Raw genomic sequence first — 24,780 nt, forward strand, 5'->3', positions numbered from 1 at the left:
CCTCCTGGGTTTCTCGGCGTCGGGCGGGAGGGCCGCGCGCGGTCCGTGTGGCCGGACGGCCCCGGCGGCTGTCGTACGTGCTGTCGTACGTCAGGAGTGCTCGGTGACGAACGTGCACACCAGGTCGGCGACGTGTTCGACCTGCGCGTCGCTCAGCAAGTGGTGTACCGGCAGCGCGAGATGACGGCGGGCGGCCTGTTCTGCCCGCGGCCAGCGGGCACCGGGTGGCGCGTAGGGGACGAAGGCATGGTGCGCGGGCAGGGGGTGCGGGTAGTAGACGTGCGTGGCCACCCCCCGCTCGGCCAGGTGGACGCCGAGGGAGTCCCGGTCGGAGGCGAGCACCGTGTAGACGTAGAAGCACCGGCCGTCCTGGTCGGGCGGGGGCGGGACCACACCGCGGTCGGCCAGCGGCGTGAAGCGCTCGGTGTAGTAGGCGGCGATCTCCGCCCGCCGCGCCAGCCGCTTGGGGAAGCCGCGGTAGCGGTGCGTCTGGAACGCGGCCTGGATCTCGTCGAAGCGGCTGTTGAGCCCGACGGCGTGGTGCACGAAGCGCTGCCCGGCCACCTGGCCGTGGTTGCGCAGCATCCGTACCTTCTCGCCCAGCTCCGCGTCCCGGGTGACCACCACGCCGCCTTCGCCGGGCATGCCGCAGGTCTTGACCTGGACGAAGGAGTAGACGCCCGCCTCGCCCCACAGTCCGGCCGGAACACCGCGCAGGACGCCACCCTGGGCGACCGCCGAGTCCTCCACCAGACGCAGTCCGTGCCGACGGGCCAGCTCGACGAACCTCGGCATGTCAGCCATCACGGAGAACATGTGGGCCGGCATCACCGCCTTGGTCCGCGCGGTGACGAGTCGCTCGGCATGGTCCGGGTCCATGGTCATGGTGTCCGGCCGGATGTCGGCGAAGACCGGGGTGGCTCCGGTGCCGACCACCGAGGCGGCCAGCGGCGCGCACCCGAACGCGGGCACGATCACCTCGTCACCGGGACCGACGTGCAGAGCCCGCAGCACCAGTGAGAGCGCCGAAGTGCCGCTGGAACACGCGACCACGTCCGCCGCTCCCAGGTCCTCGCGCAGCAGATCCTCGAACGCCGCGGTGCGCCGGCCCAGGATGAACCGCTGCTCCGGGTCCAGGCCCACCTCCCGGACCAGGCCGATGAGCGCGGCGCGGTCGGCTTCGAAGAGGGCGGGCGGGAAGAACGGGACGGCAGGAGGGAGCGACACGGTCATACGGTCGCCCTCCCTTCGGCGCGGAAGGAGCGGACGGTGTCACACACGCGGTCCAAATCGCCGGGGCTGAGATCGGGGTGGAGCGGCAGGGCCACGGCATGCCCGGCCGCCGCCTCGGCATGGGGGAACTCGCCCGTCCGGTGGCACAGGTGGGCGAAGGCGGGCTGGTGGGGCAGCGGCAGCGGGTAGTAGACCTCGGTGCCGATACCGTGCCGGTCGAGATGGACGACGAGGGCGTCCCGGTCCTCGGTCTCGATGAGGTAGACGTAGAACACGTCGCGGGCGCCCGGACCCTCGGCGGTGACGCGCGGCAGGCGCCTGATGCCCGGCACGTCCCGCAGGCGGGCGGTGTAGGCGTCCGCCAGGCCGGCCCGGTACGCGATCTGCTTCTCCAGGAGGGGTAGTTTGGCGAGCAGGACGGCCGCCTGGATGTCGTCCATCTTGCTGTTCACGCCCGGCCATGCGCTGTCGGTCGAGATCGCCGGAAAGTCGTTCAGCGTGCGGCCGGTCCTGCCGTGGTGGCGCAGGGCCGCGACGGTGTCCGCCACCTCCCCGTCGTCGGTGAGCACGGCTCCCGCGTCCCCGAGCGCCCCGAGCGTCTTGGAGGGGAAGAAGGACAGCACCCCTCCGGCGCCGTGCAGGCCCGCGTGCACACCGCGTCGGCGCATGCCGATCGCCTCGGCGCTGTCCTCGACCACCGTCAGACCATGCCGCCGTGCGACTTCGGTGACGGCCTCCAGGTCGGCCATGGTGTGGAACAGATGCACCGGCATCACGAACCGGCTGCGGGGAGTGACGGCTGCCTCCAGGGCCGCCGGATCCATCGCGTAGGTCTCCGGGGCGATGTCCACGAACTGGGGCCGGCCGCCTGCCAGAACGACGGCCGACGCGGTGGCGAAGAACGAGTAGGCGGGGACCAGGACGCCATCACCGGGACGCAGCCCACAGGCGCGCAGCAGCAGCACGAGTGCGTCGGTGCCGCTATTGACTCCGACGACGTACCGTGCGCCGGTGTATTCCGCGAGCGCCGACTCGAGCTGTCCGACCTGTTTTCCGTGAGAGAACTTACCGCAGTGGAAAACCTCCTCCAATGACTTTTCGATGGAAGGCCACAGCAGTTCGAAGGTTTTGGCCTGGGAAAAGAAGGGAACCGCCTGCGCCGTTCCTTCTGTGACCGATAATTCGCTCAAATTTCGTCTCCCGCCCCGTGGAGTCGTACACCCTGTTGAGTCATGCTGAATATCAACGCTAATCGGACTCGTCGGCCGCGGAGAATGGGAAAGGGGCATCTTCACACGTTGTGAGTAAAGGCATTCCGAATGTCTTGACCCAATCCCGGCGGGGCGGCAATAGTCCTGCGTCGCAACGGAGTTGGCGCACGGACTAGGAGGCCCATGTGCTGCAGCCCCTCGTGGTCGGGCTCGGCCGGTCCGGATCCGGACTGCACTTGAAAACGCTGGCCCGGCTGGCCGGGCGGACCGGGAGCACGGGCGATCCACTGGTCGCCCTGCCCGCGATCGGATGCGACCCGCGCGCCGGCGTTCTGCGGCTCTCGTCCACCCCCGGAGAGGTGACCGTCGTCACCACGCTGGATCAGGCCCTGGACCACGTGGACCCCGCCACCGCGGTGGTGCACGTGTGCACGCCGCCCCGGTCGAGACACGCCCTGATCGAGGCACTCGCCGGGCACGGGTTTCGCCGGATGATCGTGGAGAAACCCCTGGCCGCGTCCCGCGACGAACTGGACGCCCTGATCCGGCTCCGCGACGAGGCGGGCCTCGCCCTGGTGGCCATGGCCCACTGGACCGGCTCCCGGCTCGCGGACCGGCTGCGCCGGCTCGTCCGCGGCGGCCGGCTCGGCCCGCTGCGCCGCATCACCGTGGACCAGCACAAGCCGCGCTTCCTGCGGTCCCTGACCACCGACGGGCACCAGAGCGCCCTCGACGTGGAGATCCCCCACTCCCTGGCTCTGGTCCTCGACCTGGCCGGCCCCGCCGAACTGCGCGCCGCGCACTGCTGGGACCTGCGCTGCGAAGACCGGGAGCTGCCCCGTATGGGCGGTGCCCACCTGGAACTGGAGCACAGCACCCGGGTGTCCACGCTGCTGCGCTCCGACCTGGGTGCACCCGTGCGACAGCGCAGCGTCGTATGCGAGTTCGACGGCGGGACGGCCACAGGCCACTTCCCCCTCAGCGAGGACGACGACCACGCCCAGCTCGTCATCACCCCCGTCGGCGGCGATGCGCCCGCGGCGCCGACCGGAGCCCCCGCCACGGACGGCGGGCCCGGGCCCGGCCACCAGGTCTTCCGGGACGACGCCCTGACCGACTTCCTGGAAGGCGCCTATCGCGGCTTTCTCTCCGGAGCGCCGGACGCCGGCTTCTCGCTCGCCTGCCAGACCGCCCGCCTGCTGTGCGCGGCCCGGGAACACCGCGCCACCGCGACATCCGCCCGCACCGGGAGCCGCTGAGATGCCCCGACTCGGGACCGCCCGGCACCGCGCCGCAGGATTCGGGCCCCTGGCCGGGATCGGCGACGAGGCCGCGCCCGGTACCGACGGCCAGCTGGCCGCCCTGCGGCAGCTGGGCTGGAACGCCATCGAACTGCGCACGGTCGACGGCACCGCACTCGCCGATCTCTCCGCGGCCGCCTTCAACACCCTGACCCGGCGGCTGGCGGACGCCGGCGTCACGGTGATCGCCGTGGCCTCCAGGATCGGCAACTGGTCCCGTCCCGTCACCGGTGACCTCGCCGTGGACCTCGCCGAACTGGACGTCCTGGCCGAGCGGTGCGCCGCCCTGGGCTGCCGTCTCGTACGGATCATGTCGTACCCCAACGACGGCCTGACGGAGACCGAGTGGGCCGACCGCGTCCTCGCCCGCACCGCCGTCCTGGCGGACCGCGCCGAGCGGGCGGGCCTGGTGCTGGTGCACGAGAACTGCGCGGGCTGGGCCGGGGACCGGGCCGACCGAGCGCTCCGACTGCTGCGTGGCGTCGGCAACCCGGCCCTGCGCCTGCTGTTCGACACCGGCAACGGCGTTCCGTACGGCTACCGCGCGCCGGACATGCTTGAGGACCTCGCCCCCTACGTGGCCCACGTCCACATCAAGGACGCCGTCCGCACCCCGGACGGCACCACCGCCTACACCCTGCCCGGTGAGGGCGGTGCCGAGGTGGCCGCATGCCTGCGGATCCTGGCCTCCCACGGCTACACCGGCGCCCTCTCCCTCGAACCACACCTCGCCGTGCGCCCCCACGACGGCCTGGTCCGGGCCGGTGAAGACGCCGGTGCCCTGTTCGTACGGGCCGGACAGGCGCTCACCCGGCTGCTGCGGACCGTGGAGGCGGCACCCGCCCACCCGGACGGTACGGCGTGACCGTACTGTTCACCGACCAGTACCAGAAGCTGCTGCTGGACCTCCTGCGCCTGCCCAGCGTCAACCCTCTGGAGGCCGGGCCCGACGACCCGCCGTCCCGACTGCCCGACCTCCTCGACCAGTACGCGGCAGCCGCCGCCGACGCGGGGTTGCGCACCGTACGGCTCACGGCTGCGCCCGCCGCATGTCTGGACCGGCCCGGGGTTCCGTCCACCGTCCGGGCCGCCGCGCGCGATCCGCGCTTCCTTGTGGACCAGCCCAGCCTGCTGCTGCGGCTGGGCCCCGAGCGTCCCCGCGTGGACACGGTGATGTTCAACGTCCATCTGGACACCGTCGCCGGACACGTCCAGCCCGCCTTCGACGGAAGCAGGTTCACCGGCCGGGGGGCCGTCGACGCCAAGGGACCCGCCGTCGCCCTGCTCGCGGGGCTGCGGGCCGCCGCGACCCACCCCGCCGTCGGACGGGACGTCACCGTCCTGCTCCAGGCCGTCGCCGGGGAGGAAGGCGGCGCCCTGGGCACCTACGGCACCCGCCCCCTGCTGGAAGCCGGCCATCACGGACGCCTCAACGTGTTCTGCGAGCCGACCGGTCTGCGCGCGCTGCCCCGGGCGACCGCCTCCATGACCGCCCGGATCACCGTCACCGGTGAGGACGCCGTGGACGACCATCCGGACGCCGGACACAACGCCACCGTGCTGCTCGGCTTCCTCGCCCAGCACCTCGCCGCCCGCCTGGACGGGGCCGTACCCGGCACACGGGTGTGCCTGGCCGGACTGCACACCGGCCGCACGCACAACCGCGTCCACGGCACCGGCACCCTGCTGGTGAACCTGTCCTACGGCACCACCGCGGACGGCAGTCACCTCAAGGCCGCTGTGACCCGGCACGTCACCGACGGTCTGCGCGGCTTCAGCGAACTCTTCGCCTCCACCCGGGAGTTCGCCCGCACGGCACGGGACGCGGCACGCATCACCCTGCTCGGCTGGGACAAGGATGGACTGCCCGCGCTGGACAACCGCGACCCCTGGGCCGAGGCGCTCCTGGCCCGCGCGGGAGCCCGGCCGGCGGACGGCGATCCCGGTTTCACCTGCGACGCCATCTGGGCCGCCGGTCTGGACGACGCCTTCACCACCGTGCTCGGCCCCGGTGACCTCGCCGTCAACCACGCCCACGCGCCCGGGGAGTTCGTCGACCTCGCCGACCTGGAGGACTTCGCGGGCGTCGTCCACCGCCTCGTCACCCTCTTCGCTGAAGACCACCGACCCGCCCCTCCCGTAAGGAACCGCGTATGACGGTGTCCACTGCCTCCTCGGCAACGTCCGACCACGCATCCGTCCTTGTCGGCCACGCCGAGCTGCATGCCGCGCTGACCGGCCTGTTCACCGGCCACGGCATTCCGGCACCCAGGGCCCGGCTCGCCGCCGACGCCCTGTGCCACGGTGACCTTGCCGGCCTCGACTCGCACGGAGTGTTCAACCTCACCCGGCTCTACCTGCCGCTGCTGGAGTCGGGGCGCTGCGACCCCCGTGCCGAACCGCGGACCGTCACCGACCTGGGCGCCTGCGCGGTCGTCGACGCCCGCCGCGCCCTGGGCCTGTGGGCCGCGGCCGAAGCCATGGACGATGCCGTCGCCCGGGCCCGCCGGCATGGCGTCGGCCTGGTGTCCGTGCGCGGCGCCACCCATCTCGGGTGCGCCGGCTTCCACGCCGTCCGCGCCGCGCACGCCGGGATGATCGGCGTCGTCGCGAGCAATTGCGGCGGCCAGCGCATCGCACGCCCGCCGGGAGGCGCGGTGGCCATGCTCGGCACCAACCCGTTGAGCGTCGCCGCCCCCGCTCTCGACGGCCACCCCTTCCTGCTGGACATGAGCACCACCGTCGCGCCGACCGGACGGGTCCGCGTGGCCGCCCGCCGGGGCGCTCCGGTGCCCGCCGGCTGGCTCGAGGACGCGGCGGGCAACCCGGTGACCGACCCGTCCGCCTTCGACCGCGGCGAGGCGTTCCTGCGCTGGCTGGGCGGTACGGCCGAGACCGGCGTCCACAAGGGCTACGGACTCGGTATCGCGGTGGAACTGCTGGCCGCGGTGGTGTCCGGGGCGGCCGTGGGACCCTCGCCCGCCGCTCTGGAAGGGGACGGGCGGCCGCACGGACGGGACGACGGCATCGGCTTCTTCCTCCTCGCGATCGCCCCGGAGGTGCTGAGTCCGGGCACGGACGTCGTCGGCTCGACCCGGTCCCTGTTCGGCGCGCTCGTCGACTGCCCGCCGGTGCCCGGCGGAGCACCGGTGCGTTACCCGGGGTGGCGGGAGGCCGAACTCGCCGCCGAGCGCCGCCGGGACGGCATCCCGCTGCCGGAGCACCTGTACCGGGAACTGGCGGACCTGGGCCTCCCCGTCGGTCCTGGCTCCGGGAACCCGCGATGACCCGGCCCCTGCGGCTGGGCGTCGTCGGCCTCGGCGCCATCTCCCCCTACTACCTGGCCGCCGCCGAACGACTGCCCGGCTGGGAGCTGTCGGCCGTGTGCGACACGCGCGACCAGGCCCTGGAGCAGTACCGGGGCCGGGCGGCCCGCTTCCGCGACCACAGGACACTGCTGACCCAGGCACGGCCGGACGCCCTGGTCGTGGCCGTACCCAACCACGTGCACCTCCCGGTCTGCCGAGAGGCGCTGGCCGCCGGTGTTCCCGTGTGCGTCGAAAAACCCCTCGCCCTCACCGCCGCCGAGGGACGCCTGCTGGTGGATCTCGCGCGGCGTTGCGGCGTCCCTCTGCTGACGGCCTTCCATCGCCGCTACAACACGGCCGTCCGCGCGCTGGCGCACCAGACGGCAGGCCGGAAGATCGTCGCGGTTCGCGTGCGCTACCTGGAACGCATCGAGGAACACCTCGGCGGCGAGGACTGGTACCTCGACCCCGCCCGCTGCGGCGGCGGCTGTGTGGCCGACAACGGCCCGAACGCCCTTGACCTGGTGCGGATGCTGCTCGGCGACGTCACCGTCACCGGCTGCGAGATCCACCGCGACGGCTCCGGCGTCGACCGGCAGGCAGTGATCCGCCTCAGCAGCCCCACCGGCGCCACCGCAACGGTGGAACTGGACTGGTCGTACCCGGGAGAACGCAAGGACGTCGAGGCCGAACTGGCCGACGGGGAGGTCCTGCACGCCGACATGCTGGCCGGCCACCCCGGCTTCAAGGCGTCGCTGTGGCACGAGTACGAGGCGATCCTCACCGAGTTCGCCTCCCTCGCCGGCCGGTGCGCCCCGGTCGGGTCGGGAGCGCACGGCGGCCTGCCCGCACTGGAGTTGGTCGAGGCGGCCTACCGCTGCGCCCGGCCCGCGTCCTGTGCGCCGCCGGCGGAGGCGGACCGGTGAACCCGGCGGAGGACGGCCCGAAACGTGTGGTGCGCGCAAGCCTGGTCAAAGTGCTCACGCATCACCGCACGGACCGGGGGATGCGGTTGGAGGAACACGCGGCGCGCTGCGTACGGCGGGACGAGGTGCACGAACTCGTCAGCACCGACCAATGGGACCCGCGCCCCGGCGCCCGGATCGACCGGGTGGGCTTCCTCGGCTTCGCGGAACTGGTGTGCGGCGGCGTGATCGACCGTGGTGACCTGGTGAGCATCGACGGCACGCCGGTCGGCACGGTCCTCGGCTTCGACGCCTGCCACCTTCCGAACCACTACAACATCCTGATCCACACAGCCAGTCCGGTCAGTGGCCGGGACCTGCGGCTGCGGCCCGAGGCCCGTGTCACCTTCGTCCAGGGCCCGGATGAAGGGGGCCTGGGGCCGAAGGACTGACGCCTTCGTCCAGGCCCCCTTCATGGGGTTCATTGGGGCTCATGCGGCTTCATGCGGCTTCATGGGGTGATCCCCCTGAGCGGATACTCAGGGGGATCACCGGGCCTGGGTCCGGCAGGTCAGCCGAGAAGCTCGACGTCCAGCCGGCCGAAGTGGAAGTCGCGGAGCGCCCCCAGCAGTTCCTCCTCGGACAGGCGGCCGTCTCCGTTGGCGTCGATCTGCTCGAACATGTCACCGGCCCGGGAGTCCGGTACGCCGACGCCGGTCAGCCAGGCACGGAACTCCAACTGGTCGATCTCGCCGTCGTGGTTGTCGTCGCACAGGCGGATCAGCGCCTTCACGATGGGGGAGAGGGCGCGGTTGAAGCTCGCCTCGCCCTCCTTGAACAGCATGTCTCCCGTGGCGTTGAGGAACTGCTCCCGGCTGATGCCGCTCCCGGCGGGGACTCCGGCCTTCTGGGCCAGGTTCTCGTAGAGTCCCTGGAACGCGTTCAGGAGTTCCCGAACCTCCGCGGAGTCGGCCTTCCTCCCCAGGTTCTGGGCGATCCGGGCTGCCTCACCCTGGAAGTCGCTGGGTTCCAGCACACCGTTGCCGTCGGTGTCCCACTTCTCGAAGCGCTTCACCAGACGGTCGTTGGCGACAGCAGTGCTCATGTGGTCTCCTTCTCGGTTCGTCTCGGAGATTTGACGGACTGCGGCCCCTGGTAAGGGCCGCAACCGCGCAGGGCGCTGCCCCTGCGCGGGTCTGTGGGGCCGGCGGGACGCCGGCAGGAAGGTGCCGACCGCAGTCGGCGAGGCGAGGCGTCGGCTGGGGCGGCGAAAGGGGCCGCAGCCAGTCCCGGAGACGCGGCGGGGCTGTCAGAGAAGCGTCACTCTGCTGCCTGCGGCCTTGCCGCGCGTGTCCAGCACGGCGCAACGGGCTCTGCCCAGCGTTTCCCTGGCGTAGCAGGCGTGATGCTGCAGCAGGATCGCCACATCCGCCTCACCCAGGGCCTCCCGCAGATCCGTGGCGCGCGGCAGGGACCGATCGTCCACGCTGAAGTCGGCCGCGTAGGGATCGTGGTAGAAGACGTCGACCCCCGTGGCGAGCAGCCCCGCGGCCACGGGGCGTGCCGGTGACTCACGGACGTCGGCGACATCGGCCTTGTAGGTGACGCCCAGGAGGAGGGCACGTGCGCCCTCGGGCCGGCCGCGGTTCTCGGTGAGCAGGGACAGGGCCCGGTCCACGACATGCCTCGGCATGTGGGTGAGGACCTCGTGTGCAGCTGCCAACATGCGGAAGGGGAAACCCTGGGACTCGGCCCGCGCGGCCAGATAGCGGGGGTCGACGGGGATGCAGTGCCCGCCGACGCCGGGACCGGGACTGAAAGGGGCGAAGCCGAACGGCTTCGACGCCGCGCAGTGCAGAACGTCCCAGACGTCGATGCCGGCCTGGTGGCAGAACAGTGCCACCTCGTCGACCAGGGCGATATTGACGTAGCGGTAGGTGTTCTCGAGGAGTTTGGCCATCTCCGCCTCCCGCGTGCCCCGGGCGAGGACGAGGTGGTCCACGAACCGCCCGTAGAACGCGGTGGCGTACTTCGCGCACAGAGCGGTGCAACCGCTCACGACCTTCGGGGTGTTGCGAACGTCCCAGATCTCGTTGCCGGGGTCGATGCGCTGCGGAGAATACGCGAGATGGAAGTCCTCGCCCGCCCGCAGTCCACTGCCGTGCTCCAGCAGCGGTCTCACGACATCCTCTGTGGTGCCTGGGTAGCTGGTGGACTCCAGGACGACGAGCATGCCGGTGCGCAGCCGGGCAGCGACGACTCTCGAGGCGTCCTGCACCGCGGACAAGTCGGGTAAGCCCTCCGGCGTGAGCCCGGTCGGAACACAGATCACCACGGTCTGTGCGCCGTCGAGGACCGCGGGGTCGGCCGTGGCGCGGAAGCCTGCGTCCAGCATGGCCGCGACCTCGGAGTCACAGACGCCACCGACGTGCGAGCGGCCCTCGGCGAGACCGGACACCACGGTGCCGGACACGTCGTACCCGGCGGTGGCCAGGCCGGCCGAGACTGCGGCTCGGGCGAGCGGTAACCCGACATGGCCAAGCCCCATGACGACAAGGTCGACGGTCATGTGCAGCAGTTCTCCTGGGTGTGCGTGGGAGGGCGAAAGAAACGGTGGTTCAGGCCGAGAAGCTGCCGCTGCCGGGCGGCACATGCGCCCCGAAGCCCGGCTGCACGATGAGACCGGGCGTCAGACAGAAGGGGTCGCCGTACACCGTGACCGGCCGGTCGGTGCGATTCGTCAGCACGTGTGCGGCCACCGGAAGCTTGTGACAGCCGTGTGGTTCCGGGTAAACGGTCAGCGGCGCCAGTTCCGTCGCGAAGACGACGACCTCGTCCGGTTCCGCCGCCGTGGCTGTACCGGGGGCTGCGGTCCCCGCGAGGAGCGCACAGGCCACAGCGAGCAGAAAGGTCCGGGCACCACGCATAAACGGCCTCCACTGGAATTCTTCGGTCATTCTTGTTCTTCGGTCATTCTTTTCAGGGAGAAGGGCGGTTGAGTTCCGAAGTCCCCGCGCGAATATCGTCATCGTCCGTCGGTGAGTTTTTCGTGCATCCGTGAATGGTCGTCCTGATCGTGCGTCATGGCACAGCGCAGTACCGCGTTGAACGCCACGGTGACCGTTCTCGCGGGGCTCCCGGCTGGAACGGTGGCCACCGAGACGAGGGCGGCGATGTTCGCGGCCTGCCTGGTGGTCAGGTCGACGGCGGAACGGGAGATGCAGGTCGGCTTATCCGTGCCTGGCCATGAAGGCGCCGTCCTCGCTGCGGGTTCACTCCTGGATCGGTGCTGTGGTGGTGCGAGAAGAACGACTCCACCCCCCGGACGTCCTCGGCCGTCCAGCCGGGCGGCGGCGCCACGGCCTCGCGCGGGAACTCCTCCAGCCAGGGCGGCAGTTGGGGATGCCGCGTGGAGAGCCTACGAATGGCGCGGAAAGAGCCGTTGACGTGAGAGATCTGGCCGGAGTCGAGCAGTTCGGCCACAAGGACGTCCGCCGGCGGATCACCGAACCTGGTGGCCTCGGGCAGGTGATCGACGGTCATGGGCACAGATGCTTCCCCTTCTGGCGGCCATGAGATGGGAGCGGAACAGTCAAGTCGTGTGGTGTTCCTCGGGAGGAGGCGGCTGCCGCGCTTCGGCGTCTGGAGTCTGTCCGCCTGCCGGAGAAGGATGCGCCGACGGCAGGTGGTGTACACGTGTGAGTGAACGGGCCTGTTGAGAGGGTGCCCTCCTGTCGGCGTGGCTCGCGCACTCGACCCCACCTCGCGGAATTTCCATGGTGGGGCGAAAGGAAGGGTTCACACCAAGAGGCCCGTATGACATTCACCCAACTCGTGCGGGACGGCTGGACCGGCACTTGCGGCAAGGCCGGCGAGACTATCCGGGACCAGATCGAAGCTGGCCTCAACGGCTCGCGTTCTCTTGTCTTCGCCGCCCTCATCTGCGACGAGATGACGCTGGCCGAACGCACCAGAGAGCACAGAGGTGTTTCGGCGGGCTGAAACCGTCGTAAGCCCGTCGCCCCCTGACGTGGCCCGTTCCTCACGGCCAGGCGCGTTCCGCCCGAAACAGCAAGCGGCGCGGGTTGGCAAGCGGGCTGGTTCGACCACGGACCTGGCGGCGCCCTGACGGTAACGCCACGGCAGCAGTGTCGGCAGTTGGGATTGAATCTCGCCCGCTTCTGCATCCGGTTGCCACGGCCAAGGCGGATCATGACCTCCGCCCACGCCGAGACCGGCTTTGGTCCTGCCCTGCCCCGGACCGCGCGGTGTCTCGCGACGGCACTTCGCCGTGTACTCGCCCACGAGCACATCGTTGTCGGACACCTCGGTGAACGGGCCGCACTCGTTCGACTCGCCGTACCCTCCGAGAGCACCCGTGAATGTGCGAAGCTGGTTTTCCGACCACGAGGACGGTGCTTCTCCGTGTCACGGCGTCAGCCGGGCGCACACCCCGTGAGCCCGATCCGTGTCGCGTCCGGTGACGTCCTGCCGTCGGAGCCGTTCCAGCCCGGGAGCGGTGAGTACAGATGAGTCCGAGTTCCGCCGATGCCGCCAATACCGCGCCGACCGGCGTCGGGAACGGGCCCGCCGTCTCCCGTCGGGAGTTCGACGCACTCTTCGAGGCGGTTCGCACGTGGGGTCGCTGGTCCCCGGCCGACCGCGGTGTCTGGAACCGCGTCACCGCGGACCATGTGCGGCGGGCCGCAGCGTGCGTACGGACCGGGACGGTCGTCCCGCTGGCGCTGCCGTGGAACACCCGGCCCGGCCCCGGCAACCGCAAGCCCGCCCTGCACCACATGACCGACCTCGGTGACGTGGAGGCGCCGGAACCCTCCACCCACAAGGACTTCATCGCCGCCGACTACCACGGCAAGGGCATCACCCATCTGGACGCGCTGTGCCACATCGCCTATCGGGGGCAGCTCTACGACGGCCGTACAGCACACGAGGTCGTCGATGCCGCAGGCGCCCGCTTCGGCGCGGTGTCCACGCTCGGGTCCCTCGTCACGAGGGGAGTGCTCCTCGACCTGCCCGCCGTCCTCGGGATCCACTGGCTGGAGCCGGGGCGAGCGGTGCACGCCAAGGACATCGTCGTTGTGGAGAAGGCGCTCGATGTGACGATCGGCGATGGCGACGCGGTACTGCTGCGCTCCGGACACGTCCGGCGCCGCGAGGAACTCGGCGCCTGGGACCCCGACACGGCCAGCGCGGGCTTTCATGTGGACGCCCTGCCGCTGCTGGCCGAGCGTGGCATCGCACTGCTCGGCGGAGACGGCGACAGTGACGTACGGCCCTCACCCGTGGACGGCGTGCACTCGCCGGTCCACGCCCTGGCTGTGGCCGCGATGGGGATGCCACTGCTGGACAACCTCGACCTGGAAGCGCTGTCCGCGGCGACCGCGACGGCGGGGCGCTACGACTTCATGCTCGTCGTGGCGCCGCTGAACGTCCCGGGCGGGACCGGCTCGCCCGTCAACCCCGTCGCGGTCCTGTGACACCGATCCGGTCCGGTCACCGTGTGTGAGGAGCCTTGTGAACGGTGACTCGCGCCTCCAATGCCCGTATCCTCGTCAATATCAGGCATTTCGGAAAAGTTGACTGTCGAAGGCGCGAGTGAGGCGGAGCGTGGTTCGGACCGGAGAAGATCCGATACCGGCGGGGCGTGCGCCAGGCGGCACGGGGCCCGTCAGTTTCCGTGAGCGGTTCCTGCAGGGTGAGCCGGTCGAGACGGGTGTGCGCACGTCGATCCTGGATTCCTGGCGGCGCTGCCGGACCCTGGGGCTGTCGCCGGACCAGTCCGACCTTCCCTTCCGGGAGGACTTCGAACCGGACGGACGGATCGTCCGCGCGGCCGTTCCGGTGCTCGACCGGCTGCAGGCCACGTTCGCCGGCAGCGCGATGAACATCTCCGTCGCCGATGCGAGCGGGACGGTTCTCCTGCGCCGTTTCGGAGAAGCGTCGCTGGCCAGAGTTCTCCCGGCCATCCAGAGTGTTCCCGGGTTCGTGTTCGCCGAGAAGGTCGCAGGTACCAACGGCATCGGTCTCGCCCTGGCCGAGCGCCAACCCATCCGGGTCTACGGTGCCGAGCACTTCGCCGAGCGCTCCCAGGGCAGTGCCTGCCGCGCGCTTCCCGTCCGCGACCCGCTCAGCGGCCGCATCGAGGGCGTCCTGTGCTTCGGCTATCCGCGCAGCGCCGAGGACCCGGCGCTGGACACCGTGATTCGCAAGGCGGCCGAGACCATCGAGCGGCGGCTGCTGGGGCAGAGTTCCTCGCGTGAGCGCGCTCTGCTGCGGGCGTACCTGGACAGCGGAGCCGAGGCCGCCGCAGGTTTTCGGCACCGCACAGGGGTGCGGGAACTGGCCGTGGAGATGAGCCCCCGCGACCGGGCGATCCTCATGGAGAAGGCCGCCGAGCTGATCACCTGTGCGCAGCGGGCCTGTGTCGACGTGCCCCTGTCCGACGGCCGTCGGGTCACGCTCGTGAGCCGGCCGATGACGAGTGCCTCCGGAGTGGAGGGCTTCGCCATCGAGGCCGTTGTCCCCGGTCCCTCACCGCGCGAACCCCTCGCCTTCCCGCATCAGGTCCACGAGCTGCTGGGCCTCCCTCCCGAGCTTGCCGTCGCCACCTCCCTCACGTTCTCCGGGGCTGTTCCCGACGGGGCGCCCGGGCAGCTCCCCGTCACCCCGCCGCCGGAGTATCTTCCCGGCACGGAGCACGGCCCTGTCGCCGTGGGCGTCGAGCGCGTCACGGCCGGCGACGGAACGGCGGACGAGCACTCCGACTCCCCGCCCCCGGCGAGAGGTCTCATGATGGTGGGGGAGCCGCACGTGGGGACCTACGCCCTGGCCGCGCGCCGCCGCCTGGAATTGTTGTCCGAGGCCGGCGTCCGCATAGGCACCACCCTGGACGTGCGCAGTACCGCCCGGGAGCTCGCCGAGTCGGCGGTGCCGCAACTGGCCGACTTCGTCACCATCGACCTGCCGGAAGCCGTGCTCCGTGGCGAGGAGTCCGCCGATCCCCGCAGTGACCTGCGCCGTACGGTGGTCCACGGCATCCATGACGACTGTCCCTTCCACCCGGCCGGCAAGCAGGTCGACTACGGTCCGACGATGCCGCAGTCGCGGTGTCTGACGAGCGGCCAGGCAGTGCTGGAACCGGATCTGAAGGCTGCCGCGGGCTGGTTCGGGCAGGACCCTGAGCACTCCGCACAGCTGCTGAGCCACGTCCGCTCCCTCATCGCGGTGCCCCTGGTCGCCCGCGGCGCAGTCCTGGGCGTGGCCGGCTTCTACCGCGCGCAGGACTCGCCACCGTTCGGGGACGACGACCGGTCGCTGGCCCAGGAACTGGCCGCCCGTGCCGCACTGTCCATCGACAACGCCCGGCGGTACACGCGCGAACGCGCCATGGTCCTGGCCCTGCAGCGCAGCCTGCTCCCACACGGTGTGCCGGAGCAGGACGCCGTCGAGGTCGCCCATCGCTACCTGCCCGCCGAATCCGACGTGGGAGGGGACTGGTACGACGTCATACCCCTGTCCGGCAGCCGCATCGGGCTCTTCGTCGGCGACGTCGTCGGCCACGGCATGCTCTCCGCCGCCACCATGGGGCGGCTGCGCACGGCCGCCCGCAGTTTCGCCGAACTCGACTTCCCCCCGGACGAGGTCCTCACCCACCTCGACAAACTCGTGGGGCGCCTGGACCGGGAGGACCCCGGCGCCGTGGACGCAGGCATCATCGGCGCGACCTGTCTCTACGCCATCTACGACCCGACCACACAGCAGTGCACCATGGCCCGCGCCGGCCATCCCCCGCCCGCTCTGGTCCGCCCCGACGGCACCGTGTGGTTCCCCGACCTGCCCGCCGGACCGCCGCTCGGCCTCGGCGGTCTGCCGTTCGAAGCCGCCGAGCTCGACCTCCCTGAGAACAGCCAGCTGGTCCTCTACACCGACGGGCTCATCGAGGACCGTCACCGCGACGTCGACGTGGTCCTCGATCAGCTGCGCGCCACGCTGGCCCAAGCGAACGGCACGCCCGACGAGACCTGCGAGGCGATACTCGACACGGTGGCACCCGCCCATCCCTGCGACGACATCGCCCTGCTCGTCGCCCGCACCCACGCCCTGGACCCCCAGCGGATCGCCACCTGGGACCTGCCCGCGGATCCGGCCCTGGTCAGCGAGGTGCGTGCCTCCGCCACCCGGCAACTGACCGACTGGGGACTCGACGAGGCCGCCTTCGCCGCCGAACTGGTGCTCAGCGAGCTGGTCACGAACGCCATCCGCCACGGCGCAGGGCCCATCCGGGTACGGCTGCTCCACGACCGCACCCTGATCTGCGAGGTCTCCGACACCAGCAACACCGCCCCGCACCTGCGCCGAGCGGCCAGCACCGACGAGGGCGGCCGCGGCCTGTTCCTCGTCGCGCAGCTGACGCGGAGCTGGGGCACGCGCTACACCCAGCAGGGCAAGGTCATCTGGGCCGAATGCGGGCTAGAGGGGGCCTGAGGCGCCGATTCCCGCGATCGCTGCTCCGTTGGGGTCACAGAGAGCGGCCAGATGTCGGAAAATATGCGACATGTGCCGCTAATGTCACTGATGTGCATCGGGAAGAACACGACAGGTCCAACCCCGGGGAGGTCCGTGCACGAGGCCCATGACAGCTCTGCGCATGCGGTCCCGCCCTTCGGGGCGGAACCTCTGGTCCGTGTGCGCGGACTTGCCAAGCGCTTCGGGGGAACCCTCGCGCTCGCCGGGGTCGACCTCGATGTCCACGCCGGCAGCGTCCTCGCCCTCCTTGGTCCCAACGGAGCCGGGAAGTCCACGCTCATCAAGGTGCTCGCCGGCGTCCACCGCGCCGACTCGGGGCAGGTCACCGTGGCCGGGCACCCGCTCGGGAGTCACGCCGCTTCCCGGCACATGTCCTTCATCCATCAGGATCTCGGCCTGGTGGAGTGGATGACGGTAGCCGAGAACATCGCTCTGAGCACCGGGTATCCGCGCCGCGCCGGACTGATCTCCTGGCGGCTCACCCGAGAACACTGCACCGAGGCCCTGCGGGTCGTCGCCGGACATCTCGACCCCGACACGCCGATCTCCCGCCTCGCCCCGGCCGAGCGTTCGCTTGTCGCCGTCGCACGAGCCCTGGCGGCACGGGCGAGCCTCATCGTCCTCGACGAGCCGACCGCCCGCCTGCCCGCCGCGGACTGCACCCGGCTGTTCCGGGTGCTGCACACCCTGCGCGACCGGGGGCACGGCATCCTCTACGTCAGCCATCGCCTGGACGAGGTGTACGAGGTCGCCGACACCTTCGCCGTACTGCGCGACGGACGCCTGGTCAGCCACGGCTCGCCGGCGACCCACACTCCTGCCCGCCTGGTGCGCGCCATCACAGGAGAGGGGCCGACCGATCACCGCCTCGCCACCACCCCGGCCGGCGGCCCGGCCGTCCTGACCCTGGACGGGGTGCGCACGCCCGGCGCGGGACCGGTCAGTCTGGAGCTCAGGCGGGGGGAAGTCCTCGGCCTGGTCGGCCTCACGGGCGCCGGACACATCGGCCTCGCCCGAGCCCTCGCGGGCGCCCGGCCCCTCCTCGGCGGACGGGCCCTTCTCGGCGGTCGCCCGTACCATCCCCGTACGGTCGCGGACGCCGTCGGACGGGGTGTCGCCCTCGTACCCGGTGACAGACAGCGGGAGGGTTGCCTCGCCGAGCTGACCGTGCGGGAGAACCTCCTGGCCAACCCCCGGGCGGGAGGCATGTCAGCCATGGGCTGGATCAGCCCCCGCCGCGAACGCGCCGAGGCCGCCACCCTGATCGAACGGTTCTCGGTGCGTCCCCACGACAGCGAGGCCGCCATCGCCACCCTGTCCGGGGGGAACCAGCAGAAGGTCATGATCGGCCGGTGGCTGCGGCTGGCCCTGCGCCTGCTGATCCTCGAGGAACCGACGGCGAGCGTGGACATCGGTGCCAAAGCCGCGATCCACCGCCTGCTCGACGAGGCGCTCGCCGCCGGTCTCGCGGTCCTCCTCATCTCCAGCGACTTCGAGGAGGTCGCGGGCGTGTGCCGGCGCGCCCTGGTCTTCGTCCGCGGATCCGTGACGACCGAGCTGACCGGCCCGGCCCTCACGGTCACCGAGCTCACGCGGGCGGCTTCGGCCCTGCCCTCCTCCGGAACCGCGGCGAATCCGTGACCGGCTCCCCCTCTTCGGCTGCGCCCCCGCCCCGGCCGCGTCGCTCGGGCCCACCGAGGCGACTGGCCCGACTGCACGGCCGGAGCGGGCAACTCATCGGCGCCTACGGCCTCCTGACCGTCACCGCCCTGCTCTTCCTGATTTTCTCCCTCACCCTGCCGCGTACCTTTCCCACCCGGGACACCGTCGACTCGATCCTGTCCAACCAGTCGATCCCGGCCGTCCTCGCACTCGCCGCGATGGTCCCCATCGTGACCGGCGCGTTCGACCTCTCCATCGGCTACGGTCTCGGCCTGGCGCACGTCATGGTGATGCAGCTCGTCGTGGGCGACGGGTGGCCCTGGCCGCTCGCCTGCCTCACGGTGATCGCCGGAGGGGGTGTCGTGGGCGTCCTCAACGGTGTCGTCGTCGAATTCGGACGCATCGACTCGTTCATCGCCACGCTCGGAACCGGCAGCATGATGTACGCGGTGACCGGATGGGTCACCGGCGGCGGCCGGATCGTCCCCGGTCCGCAAGGCCTCCCGGCCGCCTTCACCGACATCTACGACTCGACGTTCCTCGGCCTGCCTGTTCCCGCCTTCTACGTGCTCGCGCTCGCGGTCGCCCTCTGGGTGGTTCTGGAGCGGCTGCCGCTCGGCAGGTACCTGCACGTCGTCGGGTCGAACCCGCGCGCCGCCGACCTGGTCGGCATCCCGACCCGCAAGTACACCGTCTACGCCTTCGCCGCGTCGGGACTGATCGTCGGCTTCGACGGAGTGCTGCTCGCGGCCCAGCAGCAGATCGGCAATCCCAGCGTCGGCCTCGACTACCTGCTGCCCGCGTTCGTCGGGGCCCTCCTCGGCTCCACCGCCATCAAACCCGGGCGCCCCAACGCCCTGGGCACCCTCGTCGCCGTCGCCGTCCTCGCCGTAGGCCTCACCGGCATCGCCCAGATGGGCGGCGATTTCTGGACGGTCCCGTTGTTCTACGGCGGCACTCTCCTCCTCGCCGTCGGACTGGCCGGCTACTCCGCTCGTCGCCGACTGCGCACCGGCGCGGTCGTCGCCCGCGATTCGCCCGCCGTGACACAGGACGACGGCACGCCGGGCAGCCTTCCATGACCCACGCCGCGGGCACCGCCAGAGTGCCCGGGCGGCATTCTCCGCAAGGAGCTTCCGTGCACCGCAACCGCAACACCCCCACCGTCCGCAACGCGCGGTCCACTGCCACCGCCCTGGTGGTCACGGTCTTCGTGCTGGCCGGCTGTGAACGCGGCTCGTCGAGCGGCCCGGCGCACTCCACCTCGGGTCCGAGCGGCTGCCCCGCGGCCCAGACCAGGGCCCAGGCCGCCGTCAGCCGGGCGGAGCGGACCGACATCCCCTGGAACGGACCGACCAGCGGCCCCACCGCGGTGACCGGCAAGACCATCGTCTACGTCGCCCAGACCATGACCAATCCCGGAGTCGCGGGCGCCGCGGACAGCGTGCGGAAAGCCGCGCGCGTCATCGGCTGGCACGTCCGGGTGATCGACGGTGGCGGCACCCCCGCCGGCATCCAGGCGGCGATGAGCGAGGCCGTGGACGTCAGACCCTCGGGCATCGTCATCGGGGGCTTCGACCCGGGCTCGACCTCGCAGCAGGTGGCGCGTGCGAACGCGGCAGGCATCCCGCTCATCGGCTGGCACGCGGTCGCTTCCCCCGGCCCCAGCCGGCGCCCCAGGCTCTTCACCAACGTCACCACCAGAGTCGAGGACGTGGCCAGAGTCAGTGCGCAGTGGGTCATCTCGAGCTCCGACGGCACAGCCGGGGCCGTGGTCTTCACCGATGCCTCGATCCCCTTCGCCAAGTACAAGTCCGACCTGATCAGGAAGGAGCTGGCCACCTGCGCGGGGGTGAAGCTGCTGGCGTACGAGAACATCCCGATCCCGGATGCCGGCAGCCGCACGCCCCGGGAGATCTCCTCACTGCTCTCCCGCTTCCAGGGGAGATGGACCCACTCCGTCGCCATCAACGACCTGTACTTCGCCGATGCCGCCCCGGCGTTCCGCGCGGCCGGCAAGAAGGGTTCCGGCCCGCCCTTCAACATCGGCGCCGGCGACGGCGACCCCTCGGCCTTCCAGCGCATCAACAGCAAGCAGTACCAGGCGGCCACCGTGCCAGAGCCGCTGTCGTTGCAGGGCTGGCAGATCGTCGACGAGTTCAACCGCGCCTTCTCCGGCCGGCCGGCCAGCGGCTATGTGGCCCCCGTCCACATCAGCACGGCCGACAACAGCCACGGCGCCACGACCTGGGATCCGGCGGGATACCGGGAGGCGTACCGGAAGATCTGGGGCACGTGACAGTGGCGGCAGGGACTGGTCAACGTGGCGGGGCGTACTCGGTGAGCAGGAGCGCGATGTCGTCCGCCCTGTCGGGGGAAGCGTGGCAGGCATCCCGCAGCAGCCCGTCGGCCAGATCGTCCAGGCCGCCCCCGCCGAGCCGGGCCAGCGACCCCCTCAGCCGCTCGACGTCGGAGCCGATGTCCGAGTCGCGCCTCTCGATCAACCCGTCCGTGTAGAGGGCCAGGACCGACCCGGGGGCCAGACGCAGCTCCGACTCCGGAAAGCGTGCCGTCGCGTCGATGCCGAGCAGTGGGCCGCCGGGCACATCCAGGATCCTGGTGTGCCCGTCGGGCAGGCGCAGCAGGGGCGGGAGATGGCCCGCGCGGACGATGCGCACGATCCCCGAGCGGGGATGGAACTGGGCGTAGCAGCAGCTGGCGAGGAGCACCGGGTCGAGGTCCATGTGGAGCCGGTTGGTGCCCGCGGCGACGTCGCTCGGTCGGTGGCCGGCGGCGACGAATGCCCGCATGGCGCTGCGCAGTTGGCCCATGGCGGCCGCGGCGGGGACGTTGTGCCCCTCGACGTCCCCGACGATCAGTGCGACTTCGTCGCCGGTGGGGATGACGTCGTACCAGTCGCCGCCGATGTCCATCCCCCTGGTGCCCGGAAGATAACGCCCGGTGACGTGCAGCCCCGGCAGAGTGGGCAGCCGGTGCGGCAGCAGCGCGTCCTGCAGGCCGCGGGCGAGGGCGAATTCGGCGTCGTAGAGTCTGGCGCGTTCCAGCGCCTGGCCGATCAGGCCGCCCAGCGCGGTGAGGACTCCGCGCTCCTCGCCGGGGAACCGGTGGATGTCGTCGAAGCCGAGAATGCAGGCGCCGACCGGCTGGTTCGAGGCGATCAGCGGCAGGAACGCCCAGGAGTTGGTGTGACCCACCATGAGCCCGGGGTAGTTCTCGCGGAGCTGCTCCCGGGACTCGACGAACAGCGGGACCCCGGCGGTCAGCGCGTCCGTCACGGGCAGCCGGGCGTGCAGCGGGGTGCCTTCGAACCGGGCGAGAAAGCGTTTCGAGTAGCCGCGCTGAGCGAGCAGGTGCAGGCGCTGTTCCTCCACCACGGCGATCGCCAGCTTCTGGCCGCCGAAGGCCGGCAGCAACTGTTCGGCGACGGCATCGAACACCTCGTCCGCGGTGGCCGCCTCGGTGAGGGCGCTGCCCAGCGTGAGCACCCGGTAGAGGGAACCCACGCGGGGGGCCGCGGGCACAGGCGCCGAGGAGATGGGCGGCCCCTCCTCGGTGACCGGTGCACCGGGTACGGTGCCGGCCGGTACGGGCTGCCGCACACGTGAGGCCCATCCCGTCATGCCCTGAGCGCCCGGGTGGAGGGAGAAGACCAGCCACTCGTCCGGGGGGCGGCGGACCAGGAAGGAGACCGGCTGCTGGGAGACGGCGGCGGCCCGGTAGCGGTCCTCGTACACGGGATCGGCCAGCCAAGGCAGGATGTCCCAGGGGCGCCGGCCGAGCAGTTCGTCCTGGCGGACCCGCAGCAGATCCTCCAGGCTGTGGTTGGCGTAGGCGAGGCGTCCGTCGGGAGAGAGCGCGAAGAAACCGTCCGCGAGCCGCTCGATCGCCGCCACGGCGGCCATGCCGCTCCCGGAGTCCAGCACGGCGCCGACCAGGTGGCAGGAGGCCTCCGAGTCGTCGGGGCTCTCCGGTACCCGGCCCCACAGCTCGACGACGCGGTGTCCACCACGGCCGTCCAGGATGCGTAGGTGGTGCGCCAGCAGGTGTCCCTCCTCGACCGCGGCGCGGGCGGCGGACCCGAAACCGGGCAGATCCGCCGGCTCGATGCAGGCCGCCAGTGTGGCCGCCCGACCGTCGAACGCGCGGGGCGCAATCCCGAAGATCGCGCACAGCTCGTCGTCGGCAGTGAGGGCTCCGGTGTCGAGGTTCCAGTCGAACAGGCCCACCCGGATCGCCGGAGCGGACGGCAGCGGGACCAGCACCGGAGCCGTCCGCTCGTCGTACTCACCGAGCATGCCGCGGGCCCGCAGTCCGGTGAGGGCGGTGCCCAGCCGGTCGGCGGCGGAGCGCAACTGCCCGCGCTGCGCCCTCGACAGTCCGGTCCCGTCCGGCCTGGGCGTCCACACCACGGCGATGGCGCCGAAGGTCCGCTCGCCCGCCCGCACCGGGACCGATGCAGAGCCGAACGGGTAGGGCAGGGCGATCGAGAGCTGGGGGAAGCGCCGCATCGTCTCCTCCGCGCCGGCCAGGTGGACCATGCGCCCGGTGCGGCACGCCTCCGCCACCGGCATACGGCTGTTGACCGGGATCCGACGCCACCCGCTGAGCAGGGAGGGCGGTGTCCCGCAGGACGCGGCCACGACGAGCGAGCGATGGTCGCCGGAGAGCAGGAACACGCTTCCGGTATGTGCTCCGGTGACCTCCACGGCATGGACCACGGCCCTCACCAACGCGTCGTCGCGCTCGGGCGCTTCGCCGAAACCCGCGGCGCTGAGCGGGTATGAGCTCGATGCCATACCGTTGGCCGACACGCTGCCCTCGATCATCCATGGAGTGCTTTTCCCAGTTTAGGGTCATTCGCACCTCTCAGTGGACGGAGGTCGGGCCGGTATGGGTGAGCCGATTTCGTCCCCGCAGGCCGGACGGAGCGGGGGAACCTTCGCCAGGGTGCCCGATCATGAGCGAGAGCGAGCCGGCCGCCCCAGCGGCAGCTCCTCTCACCACGGATGCGGGCGTGCTCGCGCCGCCCGGGCGGCCGGCACCTCGGGGGCCGGGCGTTGGCTGCGCGTCCTGGCGGAGTGCTGGAATCAGTGCGTGGCGTCATCACCGGCACACCAACCTCGCTGCGCACTGGCCACGGGGGCGCGGTCCCCTCGCAAGGAGCGCCACCATGGCAGTCAGCCAGCAGGCACACGGGTTCGCAGAGTTCCTCGCCGACTGAGCGCGAAGTCGTCCACGCCGGGTCTCGACCTGGCCGTCATGCGAGACATCGTCGACTCCAACCACAAGGCCTCCACCGAACCGGAAGGCGTCTGCTGCGCCGAGGTCGACGCAGACGGCGTACCCGCCCTGTGGGCCATCCCCGAAGGCGCCGACCCCGACAAGGCACTGCTCCACTTCCACTTCGGCGGCTCCGTCACCGCCTCCATGTACTCCGACCGCGAGGCCGCCGGTCACATCGCCGAGGCAGCAGGCGCCCGCTCCCTCGTCGTCGACTTCCGCCTCGCCCCCGAGCGCCCCTGCCCTGCTCCGCTCGACGACGCCGGGACGGCCCACCGGTGGCTGTTCGCCCAGGGCGACCAGCCCCGCGACATCGGCAGCACCGGCCACTCCATCGGCGGCGCCCTTGCCATTCCGCAAGGACTGCTCAGTGATGAAAGCTCCTGATCCCGAGTCCCTCGGCAATCCGGAGTCCCTCGGCAATCCCGAGTCCCTCGACTTCGCCATCCGCGACAACCTCCTCGCCCGCATCACCGAAGGCGAGCGCGAAGGCCGGCTGGGATGGGGACCCGCCACTGACCACCCGGCGTAGCGGGCCTGCCCTTGAGTGGGCCCGTGAAGTCGCCGCCCTGGAGGTCACCCCGGCTACGCCCTCGTACTCAGGTCGCCGGTGGGCGGTCGCGGGCTTCACCGCGGGTTGCCGAGTTCACTCGTTGGCGGTGTTCCTCGTGCGCGCACACCGAAGACCAGCCATCGTGAAGGAGACCGGACCCGGGATGTGTAGCTGTATATCTGCTCCCGGAAAAGACCCCCCGGTGGAAGGTGAACGATCACGGCCACGCCTGGGACGCAAGCGTGCACATGCGTGAATTCAGGAAGGAATCGAGTTGTCCAGGAAGTTCGCGGTTATCACGGCAATCGCCCTCAGCGCTTTCTGCGGTAGTGCAGGAGTTGCTTCCGCCGACACGAACACGGTCATCACCGGTGGAGACGGCTTCTCGTCATCCAGGGTCACCGTCAACGCCCCTCAGCAGGCCCTGATCCTCTCGAACGGCACGCCCCTCGTCGACCTCCACTGCATCGGCGCCGGCGCGCCGAACGACCACTACGCGGCCTGTGAGAAGGCGCCGAGCTGACGAATTCGTCGCCGATCACGGGACGCCCGAACGTCTCCGGCGAGTTCCTGAACCGCGCCGCGTACAAGCCCGGCGGCGGCGCGGTGACCCTGATCATTCTGTGGTGGGAGACCCGCCACCGACATCCGGCGTAGCGGGCCTGCCCTCGGGTGGGCCCGTGAAGCCGCTGCCCTGGAGGGTGTGAGCCGCGCTCGTCTCCGGGGCCTCCGACGAGCGCGGCACCTGTGACCAGCCCG

The 24,780-nt window shown here is 71.2% G+C and carries 22 protein-coding genes; 15 read left to right on the forward strand and 7 right to left on the reverse strand.

The annotated features are described in order from the left end of the window. Positions 1–90: 90 nt before the first annotated feature. Both LJ657_RS19900 and LJ657_RS19905 read right to left on the reverse strand, forming a co-directional pair. The gene (locus tag LJ657_RS19900; protein ID WP_232650009.1) at positions 91–1,233 is read right to left on the reverse strand and encodes a DegT/DnrJ/EryC1/StrS family aminotransferase; all 1,143 of its coding nucleotides are present in this window, start codon (positions 1,231–1,233) and stop codon (positions 91–93) included. Beyond that, positions 1,230–2,324 (reverse strand): DegT/DnrJ/EryC1/StrS family aminotransferase, encoded by a 1,095-nt coding sequence (locus tag LJ657_RS19905; protein ID WP_232650011.1) that lies wholly within the window; start codon positions 2,322–2,324, stop codon positions 1,230–1,232. Before LJ657_RS19905 ends, LJ657_RS19900 begins: the two co-directional genes overlap by 4 nt. Positions 2,325–2,629: 305 nt before the next feature. Here LJ657_RS19905 and LJ657_RS19910 point away from each other — a divergent pair, with 305 nt between their 5' ends. The 6 genes from LJ657_RS19910 to LJ657_RS19935 are packed head-to-tail and all read left to right on the forward strand — an operon-like array spanning position 2,630 to position 8,410. Beyond that, entirely contained in the window at positions 2,630–3,703 is a 1,074-nt protein-coding gene (locus LJ657_RS19910) for a Gfo/Idh/MocA family oxidoreductase (protein ID WP_232650012.1), read from the forward strand. Between the two features lies 1 nt (position 3,704). Further along, positions 3,705–4,610: a sugar phosphate isomerase/epimerase family protein gene (locus LJ657_RS19915; protein WP_232650013.1), complete on the forward strand. Its 906-nt coding sequence runs from the start codon at positions 3,705–3,707 to the stop codon at positions 4,608–4,610. Beyond that, on the forward strand, positions 4,607–5,902 hold the full coding sequence (locus tag LJ657_RS19920; protein WP_232650014.1) for a M20/M25/M40 family metallo-hydrolase: 1,296 nt from the start codon (positions 4,607–4,609) through the stop codon (positions 5,900–5,902). Before LJ657_RS19915 ends, LJ657_RS19920 begins: the two co-directional genes overlap by 4 nt. Further along, positions 5,899–7,032 carry an Ldh family oxidoreductase gene (locus tag LJ657_RS19925; RefSeq protein ID WP_232650015.1) on the forward strand — a complete coding sequence of 378 codons (1,134 nt, stop codon included), beginning with the start codon at positions 5,899–5,901 and terminating at the stop codon, positions 7,030–7,032. Before LJ657_RS19920 ends, LJ657_RS19925 begins: the two co-directional genes overlap by 4 nt. Continuing rightward, positions 7,029–7,979, forward strand: coding sequence for a Gfo/Idh/MocA family protein (locus tag LJ657_RS19930; protein ID WP_232650016.1), 951 nt, complete (start codon positions 7,029–7,031; stop codon positions 7,977–7,979). The genes LJ657_RS19925 and LJ657_RS19930 overlap by 4 nt, the downstream gene beginning before the upstream one ends. A gap of 26 nt (positions 7,980–8,005) precedes the next feature. Then, a complete protein-coding gene (locus LJ657_RS19935) occupies positions 8,006–8,410 on the forward strand; it encodes a DUF6917 domain-containing protein (RefSeq protein ID WP_232650017.1) in 405 nt (134 codons plus the stop codon). A gap of 119 nt (positions 8,411–8,529) precedes the next feature. On the opposite strand, the gene LJ657_RS19940 is transcribed toward LJ657_RS19935, so the two are convergent. The 4 genes from LJ657_RS19940 to LJ657_RS19955 all read right to left on the reverse strand — a co-directional run bounded on the left by LJ657_RS19940 (position 8,530) and on the right by LJ657_RS19955 (position 11,501). Next, positions 8,530–9,063: an EF-hand domain-containing protein gene (locus LJ657_RS19940; protein ID WP_232650018.1), complete on the reverse strand. Its 534-nt coding sequence runs from the start codon at positions 9,061–9,063 to the stop codon at positions 8,530–8,532. Positions 9,064–9,267: 204 nt separating this feature from the next. After that, positions 9,268–10,527, reverse strand: a complete 1,260-nt coding sequence (locus LJ657_RS19945; RefSeq protein WP_232650020.1) for a nucleotide sugar dehydrogenase — start codon at positions 10,525–10,527, stop codon at positions 9,268–9,270. Between the two features lie 49 nt (positions 10,528–10,576). Further along, complete coding sequence (locus tag LJ657_RS19950; protein WP_232650021.1) at positions 10,577–10,885, reverse strand: hypothetical protein; 309 nt, start codon at positions 10,883–10,885, stop codon at positions 10,577–10,579. A 268-nt stretch (positions 10,886–11,153) separates the two neighbouring features. Beyond that, on the reverse strand, positions 11,154–11,501 hold the full coding sequence (locus LJ657_RS19955) for a hypothetical protein (protein WP_232650023.1): 348 nt from the start codon (positions 11,499–11,501) through the stop codon (positions 11,154–11,156). Between the two features lie 273 nt (positions 11,502–11,774). Here LJ657_RS19955 and LJ657_RS19960 point away from each other — a divergent pair, with 273 nt between their 5' ends. The 6 genes from LJ657_RS19960 to LJ657_RS19985 all read left to right on the forward strand — a co-directional run bounded on the left by LJ657_RS19960 (position 11,775) and on the right by LJ657_RS19985 (position 20,466). Further along, positions 11,775–11,960, forward strand: a complete 186-nt coding sequence (locus LJ657_RS19960) for a hypothetical protein (protein ID WP_232650024.1) — start codon at positions 11,775–11,777, stop codon at positions 11,958–11,960. Positions 11,961–12,487: 527 nt separating this feature from the next. After that, the gene (locus tag LJ657_RS19965) at positions 12,488–13,456 is read left to right on the forward strand and encodes a cyclase family protein (RefSeq protein WP_232650026.1); all 969 of its coding nucleotides are present in this window, start codon (positions 12,488–12,490) and stop codon (positions 13,454–13,456) included. 130 nt (positions 13,457–13,586) lie between these two features. Beyond that, a complete protein-coding gene (locus LJ657_RS19970; protein ID WP_232650027.1) occupies positions 13,587–16,463 on the forward strand; it encodes a SpoIIE family protein phosphatase in 2,877 nt (958 codons plus the stop codon). A gap of 135 nt (positions 16,464–16,598) precedes the next feature. After that, positions 16,599–18,146, forward strand: a complete 1,548-nt coding sequence (locus LJ657_RS19975) for a sugar ABC transporter ATP-binding protein (RefSeq protein ID WP_232650028.1) — start codon at positions 16,599–16,601, stop codon at positions 18,144–18,146. Continuing rightward, entirely contained in the window at positions 18,143–19,249 is a 1,107-nt protein-coding gene (locus LJ657_RS19980) for an ABC transporter permease (protein ID WP_232650029.1), read from the forward strand. Before LJ657_RS19975 ends, LJ657_RS19980 begins: the two co-directional genes overlap by 4 nt. A 56-nt stretch (positions 19,250–19,305) precedes the next feature. After that, positions 19,306–20,466: a substrate-binding domain-containing protein gene (locus tag LJ657_RS19985; protein ID WP_232650030.1), complete on the forward strand. Its 1,161-nt coding sequence runs from the start codon at positions 19,306–19,308 to the stop codon at positions 20,464–20,466. 19 nt (positions 20,467–20,485) lie between these two features. Here LJ657_RS19985 and LJ657_RS19990 read toward each other — a convergent pair whose 3' ends face one another. Further along, a complete protein-coding gene (locus LJ657_RS19990; protein WP_232650031.1) occupies positions 20,486–22,984 on the reverse strand; it encodes a SpoIIE family protein phosphatase in 2,499 nt (832 codons plus the stop codon). 463 nt (positions 22,985–23,447) lie between these two features. On the opposite strand from LJ657_RS19990, the gene LJ657_RS19995 reads away from it, so the two are divergent. The 3 genes from LJ657_RS19995 to LJ657_RS20005 all read left to right on the forward strand — a co-directional run bounded on the left by LJ657_RS19995 (position 23,448) and on the right by LJ657_RS20005 (position 24,544). Further along, positions 23,448–23,855 (forward strand): alpha/beta hydrolase, encoded by a 408-nt coding sequence (locus LJ657_RS19995; protein ID WP_232650032.1) that lies wholly within the window; start codon positions 23,448–23,450, stop codon positions 23,853–23,855. Then, a complete protein-coding gene (locus LJ657_RS20000; protein ID WP_232650034.1) occupies positions 23,842–24,000 on the forward strand; it encodes a hypothetical protein in 159 nt (52 codons plus the stop codon). The genes LJ657_RS19995 and LJ657_RS20000 overlap by 14 nt, the downstream gene beginning before the upstream one ends. A gap of 295 nt (positions 24,001–24,295) precedes the next feature. Beyond that, a complete protein-coding gene (locus LJ657_RS20005) occupies positions 24,296–24,544 on the forward strand; it encodes a hypothetical protein (RefSeq protein WP_232650036.1) in 249 nt (82 codons plus the stop codon). Positions 24,545–24,780: the final 236 nt, after the last annotated feature.

The sequence above is a fragment of the Streptomyces guryensis genome (assembly GCF_021261325.1).
In the GTDB taxonomy this organism is placed as follows: Bacteria; Actinomycetota; Actinomycetes; order Streptomycetales; family Streptomycetaceae; genus Streptomyces; species Streptomyces guryensis.